21 protein-coding genes are annotated in these 17,247 nt (G+C 70.9%); 7 read left to right on the top strand and 14 right to left on the bottom strand.

Annotated elements, in window-relative coordinates; translation table 11 throughout:
• Nucleotides 1-4: 4 nt before the first annotated feature.
• From OHS18_RS08020 to OHS18_RS08010, 3 genes are read right to left on the bottom strand one after another with little or no spacing between them, the layout of a single operon-like run.
• Nucleotides 5-268 (bottom strand): DUF4235 domain-containing protein, encoded by a 264-nt coding sequence (locus OHS18_RS08020; protein ID WP_328454441.1) that lies wholly within the window; start codon nucleotides 266-268, stop codon nucleotides 5-7.
• Nucleotides 265-570 (bottom strand): DUF3618 domain-containing protein, encoded by a 306-nt coding sequence (locus OHS18_RS08015; RefSeq protein WP_328616500.1) that lies wholly within the window; start codon nucleotides 568-570, stop codon nucleotides 265-267. Before OHS18_RS08015 ends, OHS18_RS08020 begins: the two co-directional genes overlap by 4 nt.
• Entirely contained in the window at nucleotides 567-980 is a 414-nt protein-coding gene (locus tag OHS18_RS08010) for a phage holin family protein (RefSeq protein ID WP_328458916.1), read from the bottom strand. The genes OHS18_RS08015 and OHS18_RS08010 overlap by 4 nt, the downstream gene beginning before the upstream one ends.
• 166 nt (nucleotides 981-1,146) lie before the next feature.
• Here OHS18_RS08010 and OHS18_RS08005 point away from each other — a divergent pair, with 166 nt between their 5' ends.
• Nucleotides 1,147-1,986, top strand: coding sequence for an aldo/keto reductase (locus OHS18_RS08005; protein WP_328616499.1), 840 nt, complete (start codon nucleotides 1,147-1,149; stop codon nucleotides 1,984-1,986).
• 70 nt (nucleotides 1,987-2,056) lie between these two features.
• A complete protein-coding gene (locus OHS18_RS08000) occupies nucleotides 2,057-2,521 on the top strand; it encodes a hypothetical protein (protein ID WP_328616498.1) in 465 nt (154 codons plus the stop codon).
• A gap of 56 nt (nucleotides 2,522-2,577) precedes the next feature.
• Here OHS18_RS08000 and OHS18_RS07995 read toward each other — a convergent pair whose 3' ends face one another.
• Together OHS18_RS07995 and OHS18_RS07990 are read right to left on the bottom strand one after the other, a co-directional pair.
• Nucleotides 2,578-3,384: a GAF and ANTAR domain-containing protein gene (locus OHS18_RS07995; protein ID WP_328616497.1), complete on the bottom strand. Its 807-nt coding sequence runs from the start codon at nucleotides 3,382-3,384 to the stop codon at nucleotides 2,578-2,580.
• Nucleotides 3,385-3,485: 101 nt separating this feature from the next.
• Nucleotides 3,486-4,022: a hemerythrin domain-containing protein gene (locus OHS18_RS07990; protein WP_328454450.1), complete on the bottom strand. Its 537-nt coding sequence runs from the start codon at nucleotides 4,020-4,022 to the stop codon at nucleotides 3,486-3,488.
• Nucleotides 4,023-4,146: 124 nt separating this feature from the next.
• Here OHS18_RS07990 and OHS18_RS07985 point away from each other — a divergent pair, with 124 nt between their 5' ends.
• Complete coding sequence (locus tag OHS18_RS07985) at nucleotides 4,147-5,664, top strand: CYTH and CHAD domain-containing protein (protein ID WP_328616496.1); 1,518 nt, start codon at nucleotides 4,147-4,149, stop codon at nucleotides 5,662-5,664.
• 117 nt (nucleotides 5,665-5,781) lie between these two features.
• Here OHS18_RS07985 and OHS18_RS07980 read toward each other — a convergent pair whose 3' ends face one another.
• The 3 genes from OHS18_RS07980 to OHS18_RS07970 form a co-directional block, all read right to left on the bottom strand.
• Nucleotides 5,782-6,573 (bottom strand): SigB/SigF/SigG family RNA polymerase sigma factor, encoded by a 792-nt coding sequence (locus OHS18_RS07980; RefSeq protein WP_328454454.1) that lies wholly within the window; start codon nucleotides 6,571-6,573, stop codon nucleotides 5,782-5,784.
• On the bottom strand, nucleotides 6,570-7,016 hold the full coding sequence (locus OHS18_RS07975) for an ATP-binding protein (protein ID WP_328454456.1): 447 nt from the start codon (nucleotides 7,014-7,016) through the stop codon (nucleotides 6,570-6,572). Before OHS18_RS07975 ends, OHS18_RS07980 begins: the two co-directional genes overlap by 4 nt.
• A 62-nt stretch (nucleotides 7,017-7,078) precedes the next feature.
• Nucleotides 7,079-7,408, bottom strand: a complete 330-nt coding sequence (locus OHS18_RS07970) for a plasmid stabilization protein (RefSeq protein ID WP_328616495.1) — start codon at nucleotides 7,406-7,408, stop codon at nucleotides 7,079-7,081.
• Between the two features lie 107 nt (nucleotides 7,409-7,515).
• On the opposite strand from OHS18_RS07970, the gene OHS18_RS07965 reads away from it, so the two are divergent.
• Nucleotides 7,516-8,487, top strand: a complete 972-nt coding sequence (locus OHS18_RS07965) for a TIGR03557 family F420-dependent LLM class oxidoreductase (protein ID WP_328616494.1) — start codon at nucleotides 7,516-7,518, stop codon at nucleotides 8,485-8,487.
• A gap of 252 nt (nucleotides 8,488-8,739) precedes the next feature.
• Nucleotides 8,740-9,471: a GAF and ANTAR domain-containing protein gene (locus tag OHS18_RS07960; protein ID WP_328454462.1), complete on the top strand. Its 732-nt coding sequence runs from the start codon at nucleotides 8,740-8,742 to the stop codon at nucleotides 9,469-9,471.
• A 325-nt stretch (nucleotides 9,472-9,796) separates the two neighbouring features.
• On the opposite strand, the gene OHS18_RS07955 is transcribed toward OHS18_RS07960, so the two are convergent.
• Nucleotides 9,797-10,006 (bottom strand): hypothetical protein, encoded by a 210-nt coding sequence (locus OHS18_RS07955; protein ID WP_328454464.1) that lies wholly within the window; start codon nucleotides 10,004-10,006, stop codon nucleotides 9,797-9,799.
• Nucleotides 10,007-10,195: 189 nt separating this feature from the next.
• Between OHS18_RS07955 and OHS18_RS07950 the strand changes: the two genes are divergently transcribed.
• Both OHS18_RS07950 and ku read left to right on the top strand, forming a co-directional pair.
• A complete protein-coding gene (locus OHS18_RS07950; RefSeq protein WP_328616493.1) occupies nucleotides 10,196-10,393 on the top strand; it encodes a hypothetical protein in 198 nt (65 codons plus the stop codon).
• A 52-nt stretch (nucleotides 10,394-10,445) separates the two neighbouring features.
• Nucleotides 10,446-11,390 (top strand): non-homologous end joining protein Ku, encoded by a 945-nt coding sequence (gene ku, locus OHS18_RS07945; protein ID WP_328454467.1) that lies wholly within the window; start codon nucleotides 10,446-10,448, stop codon nucleotides 11,388-11,390.
• Between the two features lie 267 nt (nucleotides 11,391-11,657).
• Here the strand turns inward: ku and OHS18_RS07940 are convergent, their stop codons facing one another.
• The 5 genes from OHS18_RS07940 to OHS18_RS07920 form a co-directional block, all read right to left on the bottom strand.
• Nucleotides 11,658-11,960, bottom strand: a complete 303-nt coding sequence (locus OHS18_RS07940) for a DUF3040 domain-containing protein (RefSeq protein ID WP_328454469.1) — start codon at nucleotides 11,958-11,960, stop codon at nucleotides 11,658-11,660.
• Nucleotides 11,961-12,059: 99 nt separating this feature from the next.
• Nucleotides 12,060-13,826 (bottom strand): IlvD/Edd family dehydratase, encoded by a 1,767-nt coding sequence (locus OHS18_RS07935; RefSeq protein WP_328616492.1) that lies wholly within the window; start codon nucleotides 13,824-13,826, stop codon nucleotides 12,060-12,062.
• A gap of 152 nt (nucleotides 13,827-13,978) precedes the next feature.
• The gene (locus OHS18_RS07930) at nucleotides 13,979-15,406 is read right to left on the bottom strand and encodes a GH1 family beta-glucosidase (protein WP_328454473.1); all 1,428 of its coding nucleotides are present in this window, start codon (nucleotides 15,404-15,406) and stop codon (nucleotides 13,979-13,981) included.
• A complete protein-coding gene (locus tag OHS18_RS07925; RefSeq protein WP_328454475.1) occupies nucleotides 15,403-16,260 on the bottom strand; it encodes a carbohydrate ABC transporter permease in 858 nt (285 codons plus the stop codon). Before OHS18_RS07925 ends, OHS18_RS07930 begins: the two co-directional genes overlap by 4 nt.
• On the bottom strand, nucleotides 16,257-17,246 hold the full coding sequence (locus tag OHS18_RS07920) for a carbohydrate ABC transporter permease (RefSeq protein WP_328454477.1): 990 nt from the start codon (nucleotides 17,244-17,246) through the stop codon (nucleotides 16,257-16,259). Before OHS18_RS07920 ends, OHS18_RS07925 begins: the two co-directional genes overlap by 4 nt.
• Between the last annotated feature and the right edge of the window lies 1 nt (nucleotide 17,247).

Genomic DNA, 17,247 nt, shown 5'->3' with positions numbered 1-17,247 from the left:
GGGGTCAGTCGTCCGGCCAGTCGCCGGTGGCCTTGCGGTAACCGACCGCGCCGGCTCGTTCGGTGGCGGCCTTGACGGCCCCGAAGATGGCGCCCTGGACGGCGGCCGCGATGATCACCTGGGTCCAGGTGTAGTCGCGGTCGATCGCGTCCGGGGCGTCTTCTTCGCCCGCCGCGCGCTTCCATATCTGCTTGAAGACCTGGCCCGCGAGGACGCCGCCGAGGGCGCCGACACCCCAGCTCAACGGCTTGTAGACGATCTTGTTCACGAGTTCCTCCGTCGCAGGAGCAGCCGGATCAGGATGACCAGGCCGAGCACGCCCGCGAAGACCGGTACCGGGTTGCTCCGGACGGCGTCGGCGCCTTGGCGGAACTTCACCGCGGTCGGCTCGTTCGCGATGTCGGCGACCTTCAGCGTGGCCTGGTCGAGCTTTTCGTCGACGTTGTCCTTGACCCGGGTCTTCACGTCGAGCTTCTGCCCGAGCGCGTCGAGGGTCTCGGCGAGCTCTTCCCGGGTGACGTCCCGGTCGAGCCGCGCCTCTTCGGCGTTCTTCGGGGTGTCCCCACTCATGAGCGCACTCCCTGCTTCACGGTGTCCACGTCTTCGCGGACACCGGTGATGGCTTCCTCCGGCACCGGCGGTACCGCCTGGGTGACTTCCTTCTTACCGACCAGGGCGGCGACCCCGGCGATCAGGAACAGGACCACCGCGACGATCAGCGCCGCCAGCCAGCCGGGGACGACGAGCGCCAGCGCGAGAACGGCGGTCGCGACGAGCGCCCCGACGCCGAACAGCGCGAACAGCCCGGCCGCCCCGAACAACCCGGCGCCGAAGCCCATTTTCTTGCCCTTGTGCTGCAGTTCGAGGACCGCGAGCCGGATTTCGTCCCGGACGAGGCGCTTGACCTCGTCGGACAGGTCCGACACCAGCTCGCCGACCGAACGGTCGGCCGCGGGCTTCTGTTGTGCCTCTTCGATCACGGAACACACCTCCTGACGCCGGGCTACCCCCGTTCCGGAGCCGGTAATCACGCCGGTTTCGCCCGGATCGGCGCCGGGTAGCCGCATATCACTCGAACGAGTGATGTGGTGGCGTGGGCGCCGGCCCGCCGGTTTCGCGTCCGGATGCCCCGGGTAGGCCGGATGCATGACCACCACGACAGCCAATGTCCCCACCGTGGAACTGAACAACGGCGTCCGGATCCCGCAGTTCGGGTTCGGGGTGTTCCAGATCCCGGCCGACGACACGGCGAGCGCCGTGCGGACGGCGCTGGACGCGGGCTACCGGCACATCGACACCGCGCAGATGTACCGGAACGAAGCGGGGGTCGGCGCGGCCGTCGCGGAGTCGGGCTTGGCGCGCGAAGACGTCTTCGTCACCACGAAGCTCGCCAACGACGCCCAGGGGTACGACAACGCGATCACCGCGCTGGAGGGGAGCCTGCGGCGGCTCGGGCTCGAGTACGTCGACCTGTACCTGATCCACTGGCCGCTGCCGAAGACCGGCAAGTACGTCAAGACGTGGCAGGGCTTCGAGGACATCCTGCGGGCCGGGAAGGCCCGCGCCATCGGCGTCTCGAACTTCCGGCCCGAGCACCTCGACCGGCTCGCCGAGGAGACCGGCACGGTCCCCGCGGTCAACCAGATCGAGCTGCACCCGGCGCTGCAGCAGGCGGAACTGCGCGAGTACCACCGCGCGCACGGCATCGCGACCGAAGCGTGGAGCCCGCTGGCCCAGGCCGAGGTGCTCGAGGACCCGGTGCTGACCGGGCTCGCCGAGAAGCACGACCGGAGCGCCGCGCAGGTCGTCCTCCGCTGGCACATCCAGCTCGGGAACATCGTGTTCCCGAAGTCGTCGACGCCGGAGCGCATCCGGCAGAACATCGACGTCTTCGGGTTCGAGCTCAGCGAAGAGGACATGGCGGCGATCGGCGGGCTCGACGACGGCCGCCGCACCGGGCCGGACCCCGACACCTTCACCGGGTGACCGTCGCGTTTCCCTGCGCGAGCACCCGGGTACCTGTTCCGAGAAGGTTCCCCAGGAAGGAGCGTCCGGCATGAGCACGAACGCCTACCTCGCGTTTCTCTTGATCGGCGCGCTGCTGGTCGTCGCGGACGGCCAGATCATCTATCGCAGCGGCCGCCGCTACCTCGAAAACTCCTACGGTGACCCGGCGGCCGGGGCGTCGATGGCCCGCCTGGTCACGGTGTTGTTCCACCTGGCGACGCTGGGTGTGCTGGCGCTCGTCTCGACCATCAACATCGGCGGTGACCTGCCGAGCATCATCGCCCGGATCGGGGTGCTGCTGCTGATCCTGGCGCTGGCCCACGCGATCACGCTCGGTGCGCTGGCCCGCATCCGCGGCGAGCAGGAGGTCGAAGCCGTCGTCCAGCGGGGCGGCCGGCAGCGACTCGAACCGGAGCAGCAGGGCACCACGGTCACGCCGGTGCCGGCTCAGGACGGCCGGTACCCGGACGTCAGCCCGTCGCTGGAGCACCGCCCGCCCTACACGACGCCGTAAGGCTCACGCGCGTACCGAAGGCGGCATTTCCCGAGGGAGGTGCCGCTTTCGTCGTGTCAGTGTTCGGGGACCGGCAGGTCCAGCTCGGTGTGCCGGGTGGCCAGGGTTCGGGCCAGGTCGGCCAGCTTGACGTTCAGGTCCTGTGAGGCCTTGCGCAGGACGTCGAAGGCCTCGTCGGCCGTGATGCCGCGGCGCTGCATCAGGATGCCCTTCGCCTGCCCGATGACGTCCCGGCTCTCGACGGCTTGCCTCAGGTGGGTGGCTTCGAGCTCGGCCGCCGCGACGGCCTCGCTGTGGGCCAGCGCGAGCGACGCGTGGGTCGCGAGCAGCAGTGCGGCGTCGATGGCGGCGCCGTCGAACGCGCCGGGCTTGCGGGAGTAGATGTTCAGCGCGCCGGACAGTCGGGGCGGCCGGGCGTCGGGGATCAGGGCGGTCGCCAGCACCGAGTGGAAGCCGTGGGCGGCGGTGCCCGGGCCGAACGACGGCCACCGCGGGTCCCGGCCGACGTCCTGCGACCAGCCGATCGCCGGGCCGTCCGGGCAGGCGGACTCGACGCACGGGCCTTCACCGTGCCGGTACTGCAGCTCGTCGAGCGTCAAGGCGATCGGGTCGGTCTCGACCGGGGTGTGGAACCGGCCGTCCGGATCGCGCAGGGTGATGCTCACCAGGTCGGCGTCGGGGATGCTCTCGACCGCCGCGCCGACGACCAGCTTGAGCACGCCGCCGACCGTCGGGGTCGCGTCGAGCAGCGTCCGCGTCAGCTCGGCGAACTGCCGAGCCAGCGGACCGGCTTCGGCCGGCCGCGTGCCGTCCGCGCCGAACCAGCTGCGCTCTCTGGCCCATTCGTCTTCCTCGACGCTCATTTCCTCGCTGCCTTCGTCCTCACGTGCGGTCCGTCCCATTCAACCCGATGCCAGTGTGCACTCCGGGCCGGCCGGGCGTGATCCGCGCCGCAAGGTGGCCGTCAACCGGCCGAGGCGGCTCCGCCGGACGCCGGATCGAGGGCGCTGCGGACCCGGTCGACGAACCCGGGACCCGGCCGGAGCTGGTCGGCCTGGGGCATCCGGTCCGACAGCCCCGGGTGCGGCAGGGTCGCCGCGGCCTCGCGGGCCCCGACGACGTCCTGGCCGAGCTCGCCGCGACGCTCCGGGGACCAGTCGCGCCGGATCCGCGCGATCGCGGCGGGACCCTCGTCGCGCACGTGCCGCCGGACGACCCGGATCAGCCCGCCCAGCAGCCGCTCGAACCGCGTCTCCTGCGGCCCGGCGCCCTCCAGCTGGCGCATCAGCCCGTCCGCCTCGCTGAGGTCTTCGCCCGGGTCGAGGTAGGGCTCTTCCGCGACGGCGTGGCGGACGAGCGCGCCGATGAGGTGATCGGCGAGGTCCTTGCGGTTCTCCGGGCTGCCCTGGCCGAGCTCCAGCTCGGTGCACAGCCGCTCCAGCTCCCGGTGGTCGCCGGCGAGAACGGTGGTGAGGTCGGTTGCGGGCTGGCTGCGGTTCATGCACGCTCCTGGTCCGGATTCGGTTTCTCCCGTGGTTACCCGTTGCCCGGACGCCGAATCCCGTGTCGGCGCCGGGCGGGCCGGGTAGTCGAAGGAAACAGACCCGCCAACAGGGAGGACGTCCATGGCAGCGCCGTCGACGGTGACCGAGCGCGAACGCAAGTACGAGATCGTCCCGGGCAGCGGGGTGCCGAGGCTGCTCGGCGTCGCCGGTGTCGAGACGCAGGACGATCCCGTGGAGCAGATCCTCGACGCGTCGTACTACGACACCGGGACCTACCGGCTGGCCAAGGCCGGCATCACCCTGCGGCGCCGGGTCGGCGGGCACGACGCGGGGTGGCACGTCAAGCTGCCCGTCTCGGCCGACGAGCGCCAGGAGATCCAGCTGCCGCTCGGCGGGGACGCCCACAAGGTGCCCGGCCGGCTCAAGCGCCTGGTACGGGCCTACACGCTGGGGGAGAAGCTGGTGCCGATCGCGCACCTGCGGACCGACCGCTTCGCCCACCGCCTCGCCGACGCCGAAGGCCGGACGATCGCCGTGCTCACCGACGACCATGTGACCGGTGAGGCCGGCGGCGAGTCCGCGCGGCTCGACGAGTGGCGCGAGCTGGAACTGGAGCTCGATCCCGGCACCGACCCAGGCGTGCTGGACGAGTTCGACCGGGCGCTGGCCGAGGCCGGCGCGTCCGCGTCACCGTGGCCGTCGAAGCTGCGGCGCCTGATCGGCGACCGCGTGCCCGCGCCGCGCCGCGCCCGCAAGAAGCCCGCCGCCGCGGACGTCGTCCTGACGTCCCTGCGCGCGCACTTCGACCAGCTGCGCCGCGCGGACGTCGGCGTCCGGCTGGACGTCGAGGACTCGGTGCACCAGATGCGCGTCGCGAGCCGGAAGCTGCGCAGCGCGCTGCGCACGTTCGGGTCCATTGTGGACGACGAGGCGACGGCGCCGGTCGCGGCCGAGCTGCAGTGGCTCGGCCGGGAGCTGGCCCCGGCTCGCGACACCGAGGTCACGCAGGAGCGGCTCGGCGAGCAGCTGGCCGGCCTGCCGTCGGAGCTGGTGCTCGGGCCGCTGCGCCAGTACCTGACGCGCTACTTCGCGCGGGAGGAGGAGCGGGGGCGGACCCGGGCGCTGGAGGCCCTGACCGGCAAGCGCTACCGGAACCTGCTCCGCGCGCTCGACGCCGTGCTGGCGGACCCGGCGCTGACCCGCACCGGGCGCAAGCCGGCGAAGTCCGGGCTGCGCAAGCCGGTCCGCAAGGCCGCGAAGAAACTGCGCCGCGCCGAGGCGGCGGCCCGCGGGCTCACCGGCGTCGAGCTCGAGACGGCTTTGCACGACGTCCGCAAGAAGGCCAAGCGGGCCCGCTACGCCGCCGACACCGTGAAGCCGGTGTACGGGAAGAAGCTGCGCGCGTGGCGCAAGAACGTCAAGGCCGTCCAGCAGACGCTCGGCACGCACCAGGACACCGTGGTCGGCCGGGAGGTCCTGCACCACCTCGCCGTCGACGCGCACGGCGAAGGGCAGAACACGTTCACGTTCGGGATCCTGCACGGCCAGGACGCCGCGAAGGCGGCGGACCTGCGCAAGGACTTCACGGGGGAGTGGCGGCGGCTCCGGAAGGGCGACCGCCCCGGCTGGCTCGGCTAGCCCGTTCGCCCGGGGAGCGGCGGCGGCTCGGAAGGGCCGCCGCCCGGACGGTGCCAGGAGGGTGGCGAGAACGCCTGAAGCGGGGCCGGCGGCGGCGCGGGAGGCCGCCCGCCGGCGTCAGGCGTCGCCGGAGAGCTTGCCGCGCAGCTGTTCCAGCGTTTGCGACAGCAGCCGGGAGACGTGCATCTGGGAGATGCCGACGCGGTCGGCGATCTGGGTCTGCGTCAGGCCGCCGAAGAACCGCATCACGAGGATCGCGCGCTCGCGGGGCGGCAGCTCCTGCAGCAGCGGCTGGAGGGCCTCGTGGTTCTCCACCATGGCCATCTCGTGGTCCGGCTCGCCCATGGTGTCGGCCAGCGAGAGCGCCTCGGCGTCGTCGTGCACCGGCTTGTCCACCGACAGCGCCTGGTAGGCGTTCCCGGCGAGCAGGCCCTCGCGGACCTCGTCGACGTCGAGGCTCAGGTGCTCGGCCAGCTCGGTCGGTGTCGGCGCGCGCCCGAGGCGCTGCGACAACGTGGCGGAGCCCTGGCTGAGGGAGAGGTGCAGCTCCTTGAGCCGGCGCGGCACGCGGACCGACCAGCCGGTGTCGCGGAAGTGGCGCCGGACCTCACCCATGATCGTCGGCACCGCGAAGGACAGGAAGTCGTGACCGCGCGCCGGGTCGAACCGGTCGACGGCGTTGATCAGGCCGATCCGCGCCACCTGGACCAGGTCCTCCCGCGGCTCGCCGCGCCCGGAGAACCGGGTCGCGATGTGCTCGGCCAGCGGCAGCAGCTCGGTCACGAGCTTGCTCCGGACCACGTCCCGCCGCGGGTCGCCCTCGGGCAGCTCGCCCAGCTCTTCGAACAACGGCTCGCAGTGGGCGTATTCGTCGGGGCGGTGGAGCACGGCTCTGCGCTCGCCGCTCACGCGCTCGTTCCCGGGTTGAGCTCCAATTCGATCGTGATGATGCCGGCGCCCCCGCCCGGGAGGACGTCGCAGTGGGCGGTCACCGCGCGGCTCAGGGTGGTCAGGACGTGCCAGCCGAACGTCCGGTCGCTGGGCGGCCGGGGGTCGGTCGAGCGGGCCGAGACCACGACGTGCAGCGCGTCGGGGGTCTGCCGGAAGCGGCAGTGCAGCTGCGTGCCGAGCTCCGCGAGCTGGACGAGCTGCGCGCACGCTTCGTCGACCGCCATCTTCGCGTCCGCGATGGCGTCCAGCCCGAAGTCCGCGCGGGACACCATGCCGTGCGTGAGCATCCGGACCAGGGGGATCTGCTCGGCCATGGCGGGCAACCGCAGCTCCACCACCTCGTCGAGCAGGCCGTCGGCCGAAGGCTGACCGCCGGACGTGCCACTTCGTGTTTCTTCCATACCGGACTGTCTACCCATCTGGGGGAACCCTGACACTTCGCGATCCGGACTCGAGGGCGCCGTCACCGGCCGAGTGCCCGTTCGAGCTCTTCCTTGGTCATCTTGGAGCGGCCGTCGATGTTCCGCTGTTTGGCTTCGTTGTAGAGCTGAGCCTTCGTCAGGCCGCCCGGGCCCTTGCCCTTCCCGGCGCGCTCGCCGCCACGCTGCTGCGGGGACTTGCCCTCGAGGGACGTCCGGCTCGCTTCGCGCGACTCACCCGACCGGGCACGGTTCTTGTTCACCGTGCGGGCGGCGATCTCTTCGGCCCGCTTCGTGCTCGCGCCGCGATCTTCCTGCGAGTCCTTGATGTGCTCGTACTGACGCTCGCGCTTGTCGCTCCAGGCCCGAGGCATGACCGCTCCCTTCGACGGTCGGCGGATACCCGGTGCCCGGCCGGGCAAAACGTCGCGGTTGATCATCACCGGGGCCGGGTACGCGGCGCGGAACGAGAGGAGTTCCGATGCGGATCGGCTACACCCTGATGACCGAACAGACGGGGCCGAAGGACCTGGTGCGGTACGCCGCCGGCGCGGAGCAGGCGGGGTTCGCCTTCGAGGTGATGAGCGACCACTACTCGCCCTGGCTGGCCGAACAGGGCCACTCGCCGTACGCCTGGAGCGTGCTGGGCGCGGTCACCCAGGTGACCGAACGCGCCGAGCTGATGACGTTCGTGACCTGCCCGACCATGCGGTATCACCCGGCGGTGGTGGCCCAGAAGGCGGCGACCGTGCAGGCGCTGTCCGGCGGGCGGTTCACCCTCGGCCTCGGCGCGGGCGAGAACCTCAACGAGCACGTCGTAGGCCGCGGCTGGCCGCCCGCGAACGTCCGCCACGACATGCTCGCCGAGGCCGTCCAGATCATCGGCGGCCTCTTCGACGGCGGGTCCTTCGACTACGAGGGCAAGCACTTCCGGGTCGACTCCGCGAAGCTGTGGGACCTGCCGGAGATCCGCACGCCGATCGGCGTCGCGGTGTCCGGGCCGCAGTCGGTCCGGCGGTTCGCCCCGGTCGCCGACGCGATGATCGCCGTCGAGCCGAAGGCGGAGCTGGCGCGGGCGTGGGACGCCGCGCGGCCCGGCCCGGCGTCCCGCAAGATCGCCCAGCTGCCGGTGTCCTGGGGCGCCGACCGCGACGCCGCGGTCAAGCGCGCGCACGAGCAGTTCCGCTGGTTCGCCGGCGGCTGGAAGGTCAACGCCGAGCTGCCGGGCCCGGCCGGGTTCGCCGGCGCCACCCAGTTCGTCCGCGAGGACGACGTCGCCGGGTCGATCCCGTGCGGCCCGGACGTCGAGCCGATCGTCGAGGGTGTGCGCGAGTTCGCGGAAGCCGGCTTCACCGACGTCGCGCTGATCCAGATCGGCGGCGACCAGCAGGACGGCTTCCTCGACTTCGCCGAGAAGGAACTGCTGCCGGCGTTGTCCGAGGCCGTGGGCTAGGCCGCGAAGTCCACTTCGGACGGATCGGTCGGCGGCACCGGCCGCTGGGTGAACTGTCCGGGCCCCCGCGACCGTCGCTGCTCCGAACGGACGCGCGGCACGCCGGAGGTGGTGACCGCTTGTGCTCGCCGCTGCGGGGATGCAGTAATCTCGCGCCGGACCCGTTAAAGCGCTAGCGGCCCACTGTGGCGCGCGCCCGGGTCCTCCCTGGTCTTAGAGCGCCCTTAGCACAAAAGAAGGGGCGTCACCAGGATGACGGGCGGGCATGAACAGCTCACCGCGCGGCTCGACGATGTGACGGTCGCGATGGAGTCGCTGACCGCGATGCTCGACACCCAGCTGGACCTCGGCCAGATGCTGCAGGCGGTCTGCGACCACGCCGTGCAGGTGGTGCCGGGGGCCGACATGGCGAGCATCACCCTGGTCCGGGACGGCGAGCCGGAGACGGTCGCCAGCACCGACCAGCGGGCGGTCAACTTCGACCGCGAGCAGTACCGCATCGGGGACGGTCCGTGCCTGCGCGCCGCCGAGACCGGGCAGCCGGTCCGGGTCGGCGTGGGCGCGGTCGGGGACCTGTGGCCGCAGTTCGTGACGAAGGCCGAGCAACTGGGCGTCGCCAGCTTCCTCGCCGCGCCGCTGACGGTGGACGACGACATGTCCGGCGCGGTCAACCTGTTCGGGTTCGACCAGCACGGGTTCAGCGAGCTGGGCACGAAGATCCTCGAGCTGTACACCGCGACGGTGGTCCTCGGCCTGCGCAGCGCGCGCCGCTACTTCGCGGCCCAGGAGCTGATCGAACAGCTCAACCGCGCGCTGGAGACGCGCGCGGTGATCGAGCAGGCCAAGGGAATCCTGATGGCGGCGCACCGGATCACGGCGGAGGACGCGTTCCAGCGCCTGGTCAAGCGCTCCCAGGACGGCAACCGCAAGCTCCACGAGGTGGCGGCGGAGTTCGTCGCGGCGGTGGCGACGACGAGCAACTGAGGCCGGCAGCGGCTTGAGGTCCGTGAAGGCCTCCTTCACGGACACTAAGTCCCTCAAGGAGGCCTTCACGGACCTGGGCGGGGCGGTTCCGGTGCGGGGTGCCGAACGTGGCTGACGACGGCCCGACTTGCCGGGTCGCGGAGGGGGTCGTGAGTGTTGAGGGCGGTTCTAACCGCCCTCAACACTCACGACGGCCTGCGCGCTGTCGTGGGGGTCTCGTCGGTTCGGGCGGGCACAAGGCCGTGGCTTCGGTGGCGGCAGGCGCGGTCGGCACGTCCGTCATCGCCGGGGAGATGAGCGAGTCGGTCGGCGGGACTCGGGTGGGCTAGCTGGTGGGGACCTCGTCCGGGGGCGCGTCGGCCTGCAGGACCGGGTCGGGGCGTTGCCGGCTCCGCGTGCACGTCGTGCAGACCAGGGTGCGGCCGAGCACCCGGCCGTCGTCGCCGACGACCTGGGCGACGTGCATCGTGGGGAACCCGCAGACCTCGCAGGGCAGCGAGCCGTCCTCGCGGCTGATGCGGATCTGGGTGCCCATGCGACCTCCTGGTGTGACGTGGGTCTCACCACCTTGCCGGTTCCGGCGCCCGTGTCGGCTGAATTCACTCGTTCGGCCTAATGATTGCCGTCTCCGGCGTCCGGTCCGGTGACTCCTGTGTTTCGTCCGGCGATCGTGGGTAGCCGGGCGTCAGGAGGCCGGAAAGGCCACGTCACAGGGGAGCTCGGGATGAGGGACAAGCGGAACGATCTGCGGCCGGTGACCGACCTGCTGGTCGACGGCGAGGACACGCCGGACCGGGAGCGGTTGCGCCGGAAGGCGGCGCTGGCCGTCGCGGCGGGCGCGAAGGACGCCGGCGACTGCGCGCTGCTGCTCGAGATGCTGGGCCTGCACCGCCACGGCGCCAGCAGCAGCGAAGTCGCCTGAGCCGTTTCGGGGTGCCTCCGCGCGGGTATCGGAGGGCGGTGAGGAGGTCGACATGGCCAGACCGGTCTGGAGTGGTGCGTTGAGCCTGGGGCTGGTCACCGTCCCGGTGGAGCTGTACCCCGCGGTGGCGGACCACACGATCCACTTCCACCAGTTCGAACGCGGGACGTCCGACCGGATCCGCAACCGCAAGGTGAACGAGCGGACCGGCGACGAGGTCACCCAGGACGAGATCGTCAAGGGGTACGACGTCGGCGGCGGCGACCACGTGCTCGTCGAACCGGACGAGCTGGACGAGATCGCGCCCGAGCGGTCGCGGCGGATCGACATCGAGCGGTTCGTGGAGCTCGACGAGATCGATCCGTGGTTCTACGACCGGACGTACTGGCTGAAGCCGGCGAAGGAGGACTTCGCCAAGGCGTACGGCCTGCTGCTGCGGGCGATGGACCGCAGCGAGAAGGCGGGCGTCGCGAAGTTCGTGCTGCGCGGCAAGGAGTACCTCTGCGCGGTCCGCGCGGGTGAGGGCGTGATGGTCCTCAACACCCTGCACTTCGTCGCGGACCTGCGGAAGCCGAAGGACGTGATGGGCGGGCTGCCCAAGCTGCCGAAGCCGCGGCCGAAGGAGCTCGACATGGCTCTTTCCCTGGTCGACGAGATGACCGCGCCGTGGCGGCCCGACGACTTCCGCGACGAGTACTCCGAGCGCGTCGAGGACCTGATCAAGGCCAAGAAGTCCGGCAAGGAGCTCACCCACGAGGAGGAACCGGAGCCTTCGGCCGACGTCGTCGACCTGTTCGAAGCCCTTTCGCGCAGCGTGAAGAGCCGCAAGGGCGGGGGCAAGAAACCGGCCAAGAAGCCCGCCAAGACGGCGAAGAAGCAGCCTGACCTGGCGGACCTGTCCAAGACCGACCTCGACAAGCTCGCGCGGGAGAAGAACGTCAAGGGCCGCTCGAAGATGACGCGGACCGAGCTGGAGAAGGCGCTCAAGGCGTCCTGACGGAGGGCCGCGAAGGACCAGCTGGCAGGTACCACGCGAAAGCACGACGCGACGCTGACGCCGAACCGCAGGGCTCGGGCAAGCGGCCGGTTTCGTCGTCGCTCGACCCGGGGGACCGCCGGCTGGTGATCCGCGCCGAAGACCCGGCGAGATTGTCGCGTCCGACAAGAACGGCGACACCAGCTTTTCCGCGCTGCGGCAACGGATCCGCGTCGTGACCCGGACGTCTCTCACGCGGACGAGCCGGGAGGATCGCGGCCGGGAGACTCAGTGGGCGGCGGGCTCGGCTTCGCCCGTGGTGGTCTTCCGGGTTGTCTCCGAGCGGGCGATGTGCCACGCCACCAGCGCGCCCGCGCTGACGGTGCCCCAGAGCACCAGCGAGGCGTCCCGGGCGAACAGGCCGACGACGAGCATCACCACCGCCGTGACGTCACACAGGATGAGCAGGAGGCTCCAGCGCCGGGCTTGCCGCATGTCGCGACCGCTGAACACGTCGGCGAGCGTGGGGTCGCTCGCCAGCAGTTCCGCCTCGATCTCGCGCAGGGCATGACGTTCACGGTCCGGCAGCATCGGGGGTCCTCCTCGGCCTCGGCTTACCCCACAGGTACCCCCGTGGCGCGGGTTCCAAGCAGCACTTTTCCGTGAACGTGCCGCATTAGAGCAATACCGTCAGTGGTTGTCCCGGGGGATACCTTGCGTCGACGCTACGCGCTGGTACGCCACGGCCGGGCGCAGGACCATGCCGTCACACAACTGGTCGACCATCGATCGCTGGATTTCCTGCCACGGCGTCTGCGACGCGGGCACCCGGTAGCCGCCCGCTTCCTCGAGTTCCTTGTGACGCAGCGTGAGTTCATCGCCGGAGATCAGCACGTCCGCGGTGCCCGCGCCGAGGTCGATGCGCACCCGGTCACCTGTCCGCAGCACGGCGAGACCGCCGCCGGCCGCGGCTTCGGGGGAGGCGTTGAGGATCGACGGCGAGCCGGAGGTGCCCGACTGCCGGCCGTCGCCGAGGCACGGCAGTTCGTGCACCCCGCGCTTGATCAGCTCGGCGGGCGGGCGCATGTTCACCACCTCGGCCGAGCCGGGGTAGCCGAGCGGGCCGGTGCCGCGCATCACGAGCAGCGAGTCCTCGTCGACGCCGAGGTCCGGGTCGTCGATGCGGGCGTGGTAGTCCTCCGGGCCGTCGAACACGACCGCGGTGCCCTCGTACACCCCGCCCGCCAGGTAGCGGCGCCGGAACTCGGGCGAGATCACGCTGGACTTCATGATCGCGGCGTCGAAGAGGTTGCCGTGCAGCACGAGGAAGCCCGCGTCGGCGACCAGCGCCGTGTCGAAGGTCCGGATGACGTCGCGGTCGCCCGCCTCGGCGTCGCGGCAGTTGTCGCCGAGGCTGCGGCCGTTGACGGTGGGCGCGTCCTCGTGGATCAGGCCGTGGGCCATCAGCTCGTGCACCACGGCCGGGACGCCGCCGGCGCGGTGGAACTCCTCGCCGAGGTACTTGCCGGCCGGCTGCAGGTCGACCAGCAGCGGCACGGCGTACCCGAGCCGCTGCCACTCGGTCAGCGGCAGGTCGACGCCGATGTGCCGGGCGATCGCGCTCAGGTGGATCGGCGCGTTGGTGGACCCGCCGATCGCCGAGCTGACGACGATGGCGTTCTCGAACGCCTCACGCGTCAGGATGTCCGACGGCTTCAGGTCTTCCCGCACCAGCTCGACGATCCGCAACCCGGTGCGGTAGGCCATCCGCGCCCGGTCGCGGTGCGGCGCCGGGATGGCCGCGCAGCCGGGCAGGCTCATCCCGAGCGCCTCGGCGAGCGCGTTCATCGTCGAGGCCGTGCCCATCGTGTTGCAGTGCCCCGGCGACGGCGCGGACGACGCGACCAGCTCCATGAACCCGGCGTCGTCGATCTTCCCGGCGGCCAGCAGCTCCCGGGCCTTCCAGACGATCGTGCCGGACCCGGTGCGCTCGCCGTTGTGCCAGCCGTTGAGCATCGGCCCGCCGGACAGCACGATGGCGGGGATGTCGACGGTCGCGGCGGCCATCAGGCACGCCGGCGTCGTCTTGTCGCAGCCGGTGGTCAGGACGACGCCGTCGATGGGGTAGCCGTAGAGCGTCTCGACGAGCCCGAGGTAGGCGAGGTTGCGATCCAGCGCGGCGGTCGGGCGCTTGCCGGTCTCCTGGATGGGGTGCACCGGGAACTCGATCGCGATCCCGCCGGCCTCACGGATCCCTTCGCGCGTCCGGTCGGCCAGCTGCAGGTGGTGCCGGTTGCACGGGGTGAGGTCCGAGCCGGTCTGCGCGATCCCGATGATCGGCTTCCCGGACTGCAGCTCTTCCCTGGTCAGGCCCCAGTTCATGTACCGCTCGAGGTAGAGCGCGGTCATCCCGGGGTCGGCGGGGTTGTTGAACCAAGCTTCGCTGCGCAGTCCCATACCGGCCAGTCTGTCACTCGCACGCCCCGACGTGGACCCGTGAGGGGCGCGGACTCGCCGTCCCTCCGTCCGTCGGTCGGCCGCCTCGCAAGTCCGTGAAGGCCTCCTTGAGGGACTCTACGTCCCTCAAGGAGGCCTTCACGGACCGTGGCTCAGCCCAGGCCGTTGAGGCCGATCACCCGCGAGTACCAGTGGGCGCTCCGCTTCGGCGTCCGCTCCTGCGTCGCGTAGTCGACGTGGACCAGGCCGAAGCGCTTCGCGTAGCCCTCCGCCCACTCGAAGTTGTCCAGCAGCGACCAGTAGAAGTAACCCCGCAGGTCGACGCCCGCCGCGAGCGCTTCGTGCGCCGCGCGCAGGTGCGAGTCCAGGAACGCGACGCGGTCGGTGTCGACGATCTCGCCGCCGTCGGAGACGACGTCGGGGTAGGCCGCGCCGTTCTCCGTGATGTACAGCGGCACCGGGCGGTAGCCGCGGTGGACCTGCAGCAGCGACTCCGTCAGGCCGGCCGGCTGGACTTCCCAGCCGGAGTCCGTGCGGGGCGCGGCCGGGTCGGGCACGAAGTGGACGTCGCCCGCACCGACCCACTCGGGGCCCGCCGGTTCGCTGCCCGCCACGGGACGGCCCGCGACGCGGTAGTCGCGGTAGTAGTTCACGCCGAGCCAGTCGACGTGCGCGGCGATGACAGCGCTGTCATCGGGCCGGACGACGTCGCCGAGGCCGAACGGCGCCAGGTCCTCGACCAGGTCGTCCGGGTAACCGCCGCGCAGCACGGGATCCAGGAACAGCCGGTTCTGCAGGCCGTCGATCCGGCGGCACGCGGCGACGTCGCTCGCGTTCGCCGGGTCGTGCGGGACGACCGGGTACAGGTTGAGCGTGATCCCGGCCGGGACGTCCGGCGCGTGCGCCCGGATGATGTCCATCGCGAGCCCGTGCCCCAGCAGCAGGTGGTGCGTGGCGGCGACGGCGGCGGTGTGGTCGGTGCGGCCCGGCGCGTGGATGCCGCCCGCGTAGCCGAGCATCGCGGCACACCACGGCTCGTTGAGCGTCGACCAGCTGGCGACGCGGTCGCCGAGGCGGGCCAGCACGGTCTCGGTGTACTCGGCGAAGCGGTACGCCGTGTCCCGGGACGTCCAGCCGCCCTTGTCCTCCAGCGTCTGCGGCAGGTCCCAGTGGTAGAGCGTCGCCCACGGCTCGATCCCGGCCTCCAGCAACCGGTCGACGAGCCGGTCGTAGAACGCGATCCCGGCGGCGTTGGGCGCGCCGCCGTCCGGCCGCACGCGCGGCCACGCCAGCGAGAACCGGTAGGCGCCCAGGCCGAGGCGCCGCATCAGGTCGACGTCCTCGCCGTAGCGGCGGTAGTGGTCGGCCGCCGGGTCCCCGGTGTCGCCGCCCACGACCGCACCCGGACGGCGCGCGAAGACGTCCCAGACCGAGTCGGTGCGCCCGTCGGCCGTGGTGGCCCCTTCGACCTGGAACGCCGCAGTGGCGGCGCCCCAGACGAAGGCGGGCGGGAACATCAGCGCGGCGTTCTCCCGGACGTCTGCCGCCCGAACGCTGTCGGGATGTACGGACATGGTCACCCTTTCACAGCACCTTGCATGATCCCGGCCACGATCTGGCGGCCGAGGAGGAGGAAGACGATGAGGATCGGGATGGTGGCCAGGGTCGTGCCGGCCAGCACCAGCGAATAGTCGACGTAGTAACCGCTCTGCAGCTTTTCCAGGGCCACCTGGACGGTCGGGTTGCCCGCGTCCAGCACCACCAGCGGCCACAGGAAGTCGTTCCACGACATCATGAACGTGAACATCGCCAGGATCGCCGCGGCCGGGCGCACGGCGGGCAGGCAGACGTTCCAGAAGATCCGGATCATGCTGCAGCCGTCGACGCGCGCGGCCTCGATCAGCTCGTACGGGAGCGCGTCGACGGTGTACTGCCGCATCCAGAACACGCCGAACGCGGTGACCAGGTTGGGCACGATCACCGACTGCAGCCCGCCTGCCCAGCCCAGCTTCGACATCGCGATGAACAGCGGGATGATGCCCAGCTGGGTCGGCACGGCGAGCGTGACGACGATGAACACGAACAGCCCGTTCTTGCCGCGGAACCGTAGCTTGGCGAAGGCGAACCCGGCCAGCGACGAGAACAGCACGGTGGTCAGGGTGACCGTGCCGGACACGATGACGCTGTTGGCCAGCGCCTTCCAGAACGGCACGGTGTCGAAGACCCGCGACGCGTTGGCGAAGAAGTTGCCGCCGGGCAGGATCGGCGGGACGGGCTCGGTGAGCATCCCGTTGTCGCGGCTGGCCACCAGGAACGACCAGTAGAACGGGAACAGTGAGCCGAGCACGAAGATGGCGAGCACCCAGTAGGTCGCCTTGCGCGGTTTCCCGAGCGTGGCGACGCTCTTGCGAAGTCCACTGTGGATGGTGGTCATTTCTTCTTCACCGCCGGGGTGCGGGCCAGGCGGCCGGTGAGCAGGAAGTTCACCAGCGCGATGATGACGATGATCACGAACAGCACCCAGGCGATCGCCGAGGCGTAGCCGAGGTTGTAGTTCTCGAACGCGGACTGGTACAGGTACAGCGTCACGGTCTGGAACTGGTTGGAGGAGCCGCCGTTGTTCGACCCGGGCATGGCGTCGAACAGCTTGGGCTCCGTGAAGATCTGCAGTCCGCCGATCGTGGAGGTGATGGTGACGAAGATCAGCGTCGGCTTCAGCAGCGGCAGCGTGACGGCGGTGAACCGCCGCCACATCCCCGCGCCGTCGATCAGCGCGGCCTCGTGCAGTTCCTTCGGGATGGCCTGCATGGCGGCCAGCACGATCAGCGCGTTGTAGCCGGTCCAGCGCCAGTTGACCATGATCGCGATCGCGACGTGGCTGCCGAACCGGCTGGCCTGCCAGTCGACCGGGTCCAGCCCGATCAGCTGCAGCACGTCGTTGATCAGGCCGTACTTCGGGCCGAACAAGTTCGCGAAGATGATCCCGATCGACACCAGGCTGGCCGCGTACGGCAGCAGGATGCCGACGCGCCAGCCGGTCGCGCCGCGCAGCCTGCTCCCGAGCAGGGCCGCGAGCAGCATGGCGATGATCAGCTGCGGAATGCTGGAGAGCAGGAAGATGCTGATCGTGTTGGTCAGCGCGTTCCAGAACTGGCTGTCGGCGAACAGCTCCTTGAAGTTGTCGAAGCCGATGAACACGGGGTTGTCGTCCCCCGCCTCCCACTTGAAGAGCGAGACGTACGCGGTGTACAGCAGCGGGAACAGCCCGACGATCCCGAAGACGATGAAGAACGGCGCGATGTAGAGGTACGGCGATACCTTGACGTCCCACCGGCTCAGCTTGTGCCGGAAGGTGGGCCGGGGAGACGTTCGCTCCCCGGCCTTGCTCCCTTCCGGCGCGATCTTGTCGATGACGGTCATG

The sequence above is a fragment of the Amycolatopsis sp. NBC_00355 genome (genome assembly GCF_036104975.1).
GTDB lineage: Bacteria > Actinomycetota > Actinomycetes > Mycobacteriales > Pseudonocardiaceae > Amycolatopsis.
The sequence above is the reverse complement of the archived record's forward strand: the minus strand, read 5'-3'. Positions and strand labels throughout refer to the sequence as shown.

Bases quoted from the DNA above. Each gene is read 5' to 3' on its own strand.
- OHS18_RS07935 (WP_328616492.1), bottom strand. From the start codon at position 13,826: ATGGGACTGCGCAGCGAAGCTTGGTTCAACAACCCCGCCGACCCCGGG.
- OHS18_RS07995 (WP_328616497.1), bottom strand. From the start codon at position 3,384: ATGAGCGTCGAGGAAGACGAATGGGCCAGAGAGCGCAGCTGGTTCGGC.
- OHS18_RS07960 (WP_328454462.1), top strand. From the start codon at position 8,740: ATGACGGGCGGGCATGAACAGCTCACCGCGCGGCTCGACGATGTGACG.
- OHS18_RS07970 (WP_328616495.1), bottom strand. From the start codon at position 7,408: ATGCCTCGGGCCTGGAGCGACAAGCGCGAGCGTCAGTACGAGCACATC.
- OHS18_RS07920 (WP_328454477.1), bottom strand. From the start codon at position 17,246: ATGACCGTCATCGACAAGATCGCGCCGGAAGGGAGCAAGGCCGGGGAG.
- OHS18_RS07940 (WP_328454469.1), bottom strand. From the start codon at position 11,960: ATGCTGCCGGACCGTGAACGTCATGCCCTGCGCGAGATCGAGGCGGAA.
- OHS18_RS07965 (WP_328616494.1), top strand. From the start codon at position 7,516: ATGCGGATCGGCTACACCCTGATGACCGAACAGACGGGGCCGAAGGAC.
- OHS18_RS08005 (WP_328616499.1), top strand. From the start codon at position 1,147: ATGACCACCACGACAGCCAATGTCCCCACCGTGGAACTGAACAACGGC.
- OHS18_RS07950 (WP_328616493.1), top strand. From the start codon at position 10,196: ATGAGGGACAAGCGGAACGATCTGCGGCCGGTGACCGACCTGCTGGTC.
- OHS18_RS07925 (WP_328454475.1), bottom strand. From the start codon at position 16,260: ATGACCACCATCCACAGTGGACTTCGCAAGAGCGTCGCCACGCTCGGG.
- OHS18_RS07990 (WP_328454450.1), bottom strand. From the start codon at position 4,022: ATGAACCGCAGCCAGCCCGCAACCGACCTCACCACCGTTCTCGCCGGC.
- ku (WP_328454467.1), top strand. From the start codon at position 10,446: ATGGCCAGACCGGTCTGGAGTGGTGCGTTGAGCCTGGGGCTGGTCACC.
- OHS18_RS07985 (WP_328616496.1), top strand. From the start codon at position 4,147: ATGGCAGCGCCGTCGACGGTGACCGAGCGCGAACGCAAGTACGAGATC.
- OHS18_RS07975 (WP_328454456.1), bottom strand. From the start codon at position 7,016: ATGGAAGAAACACGAAGTGGCACGTCCGGCGGTCAGCCTTCGGCCGAC.
- OHS18_RS07955 (WP_328454464.1), bottom strand. From the start codon at position 10,006: ATGGGCACCCAGATCCGCATCAGCCGCGAGGACGGCTCGCTGCCCTGC.
- OHS18_RS08015 (WP_328616500.1), bottom strand. From the start codon at position 570: ATGAGTGGGGACACCCCGAAGAACGCCGAAGAGGCGCGGCTCGACCGG.
- OHS18_RS08000 (WP_328616498.1), top strand. From the start codon at position 2,057: ATGAGCACGAACGCCTACCTCGCGTTTCTCTTGATCGGCGCGCTGCTG.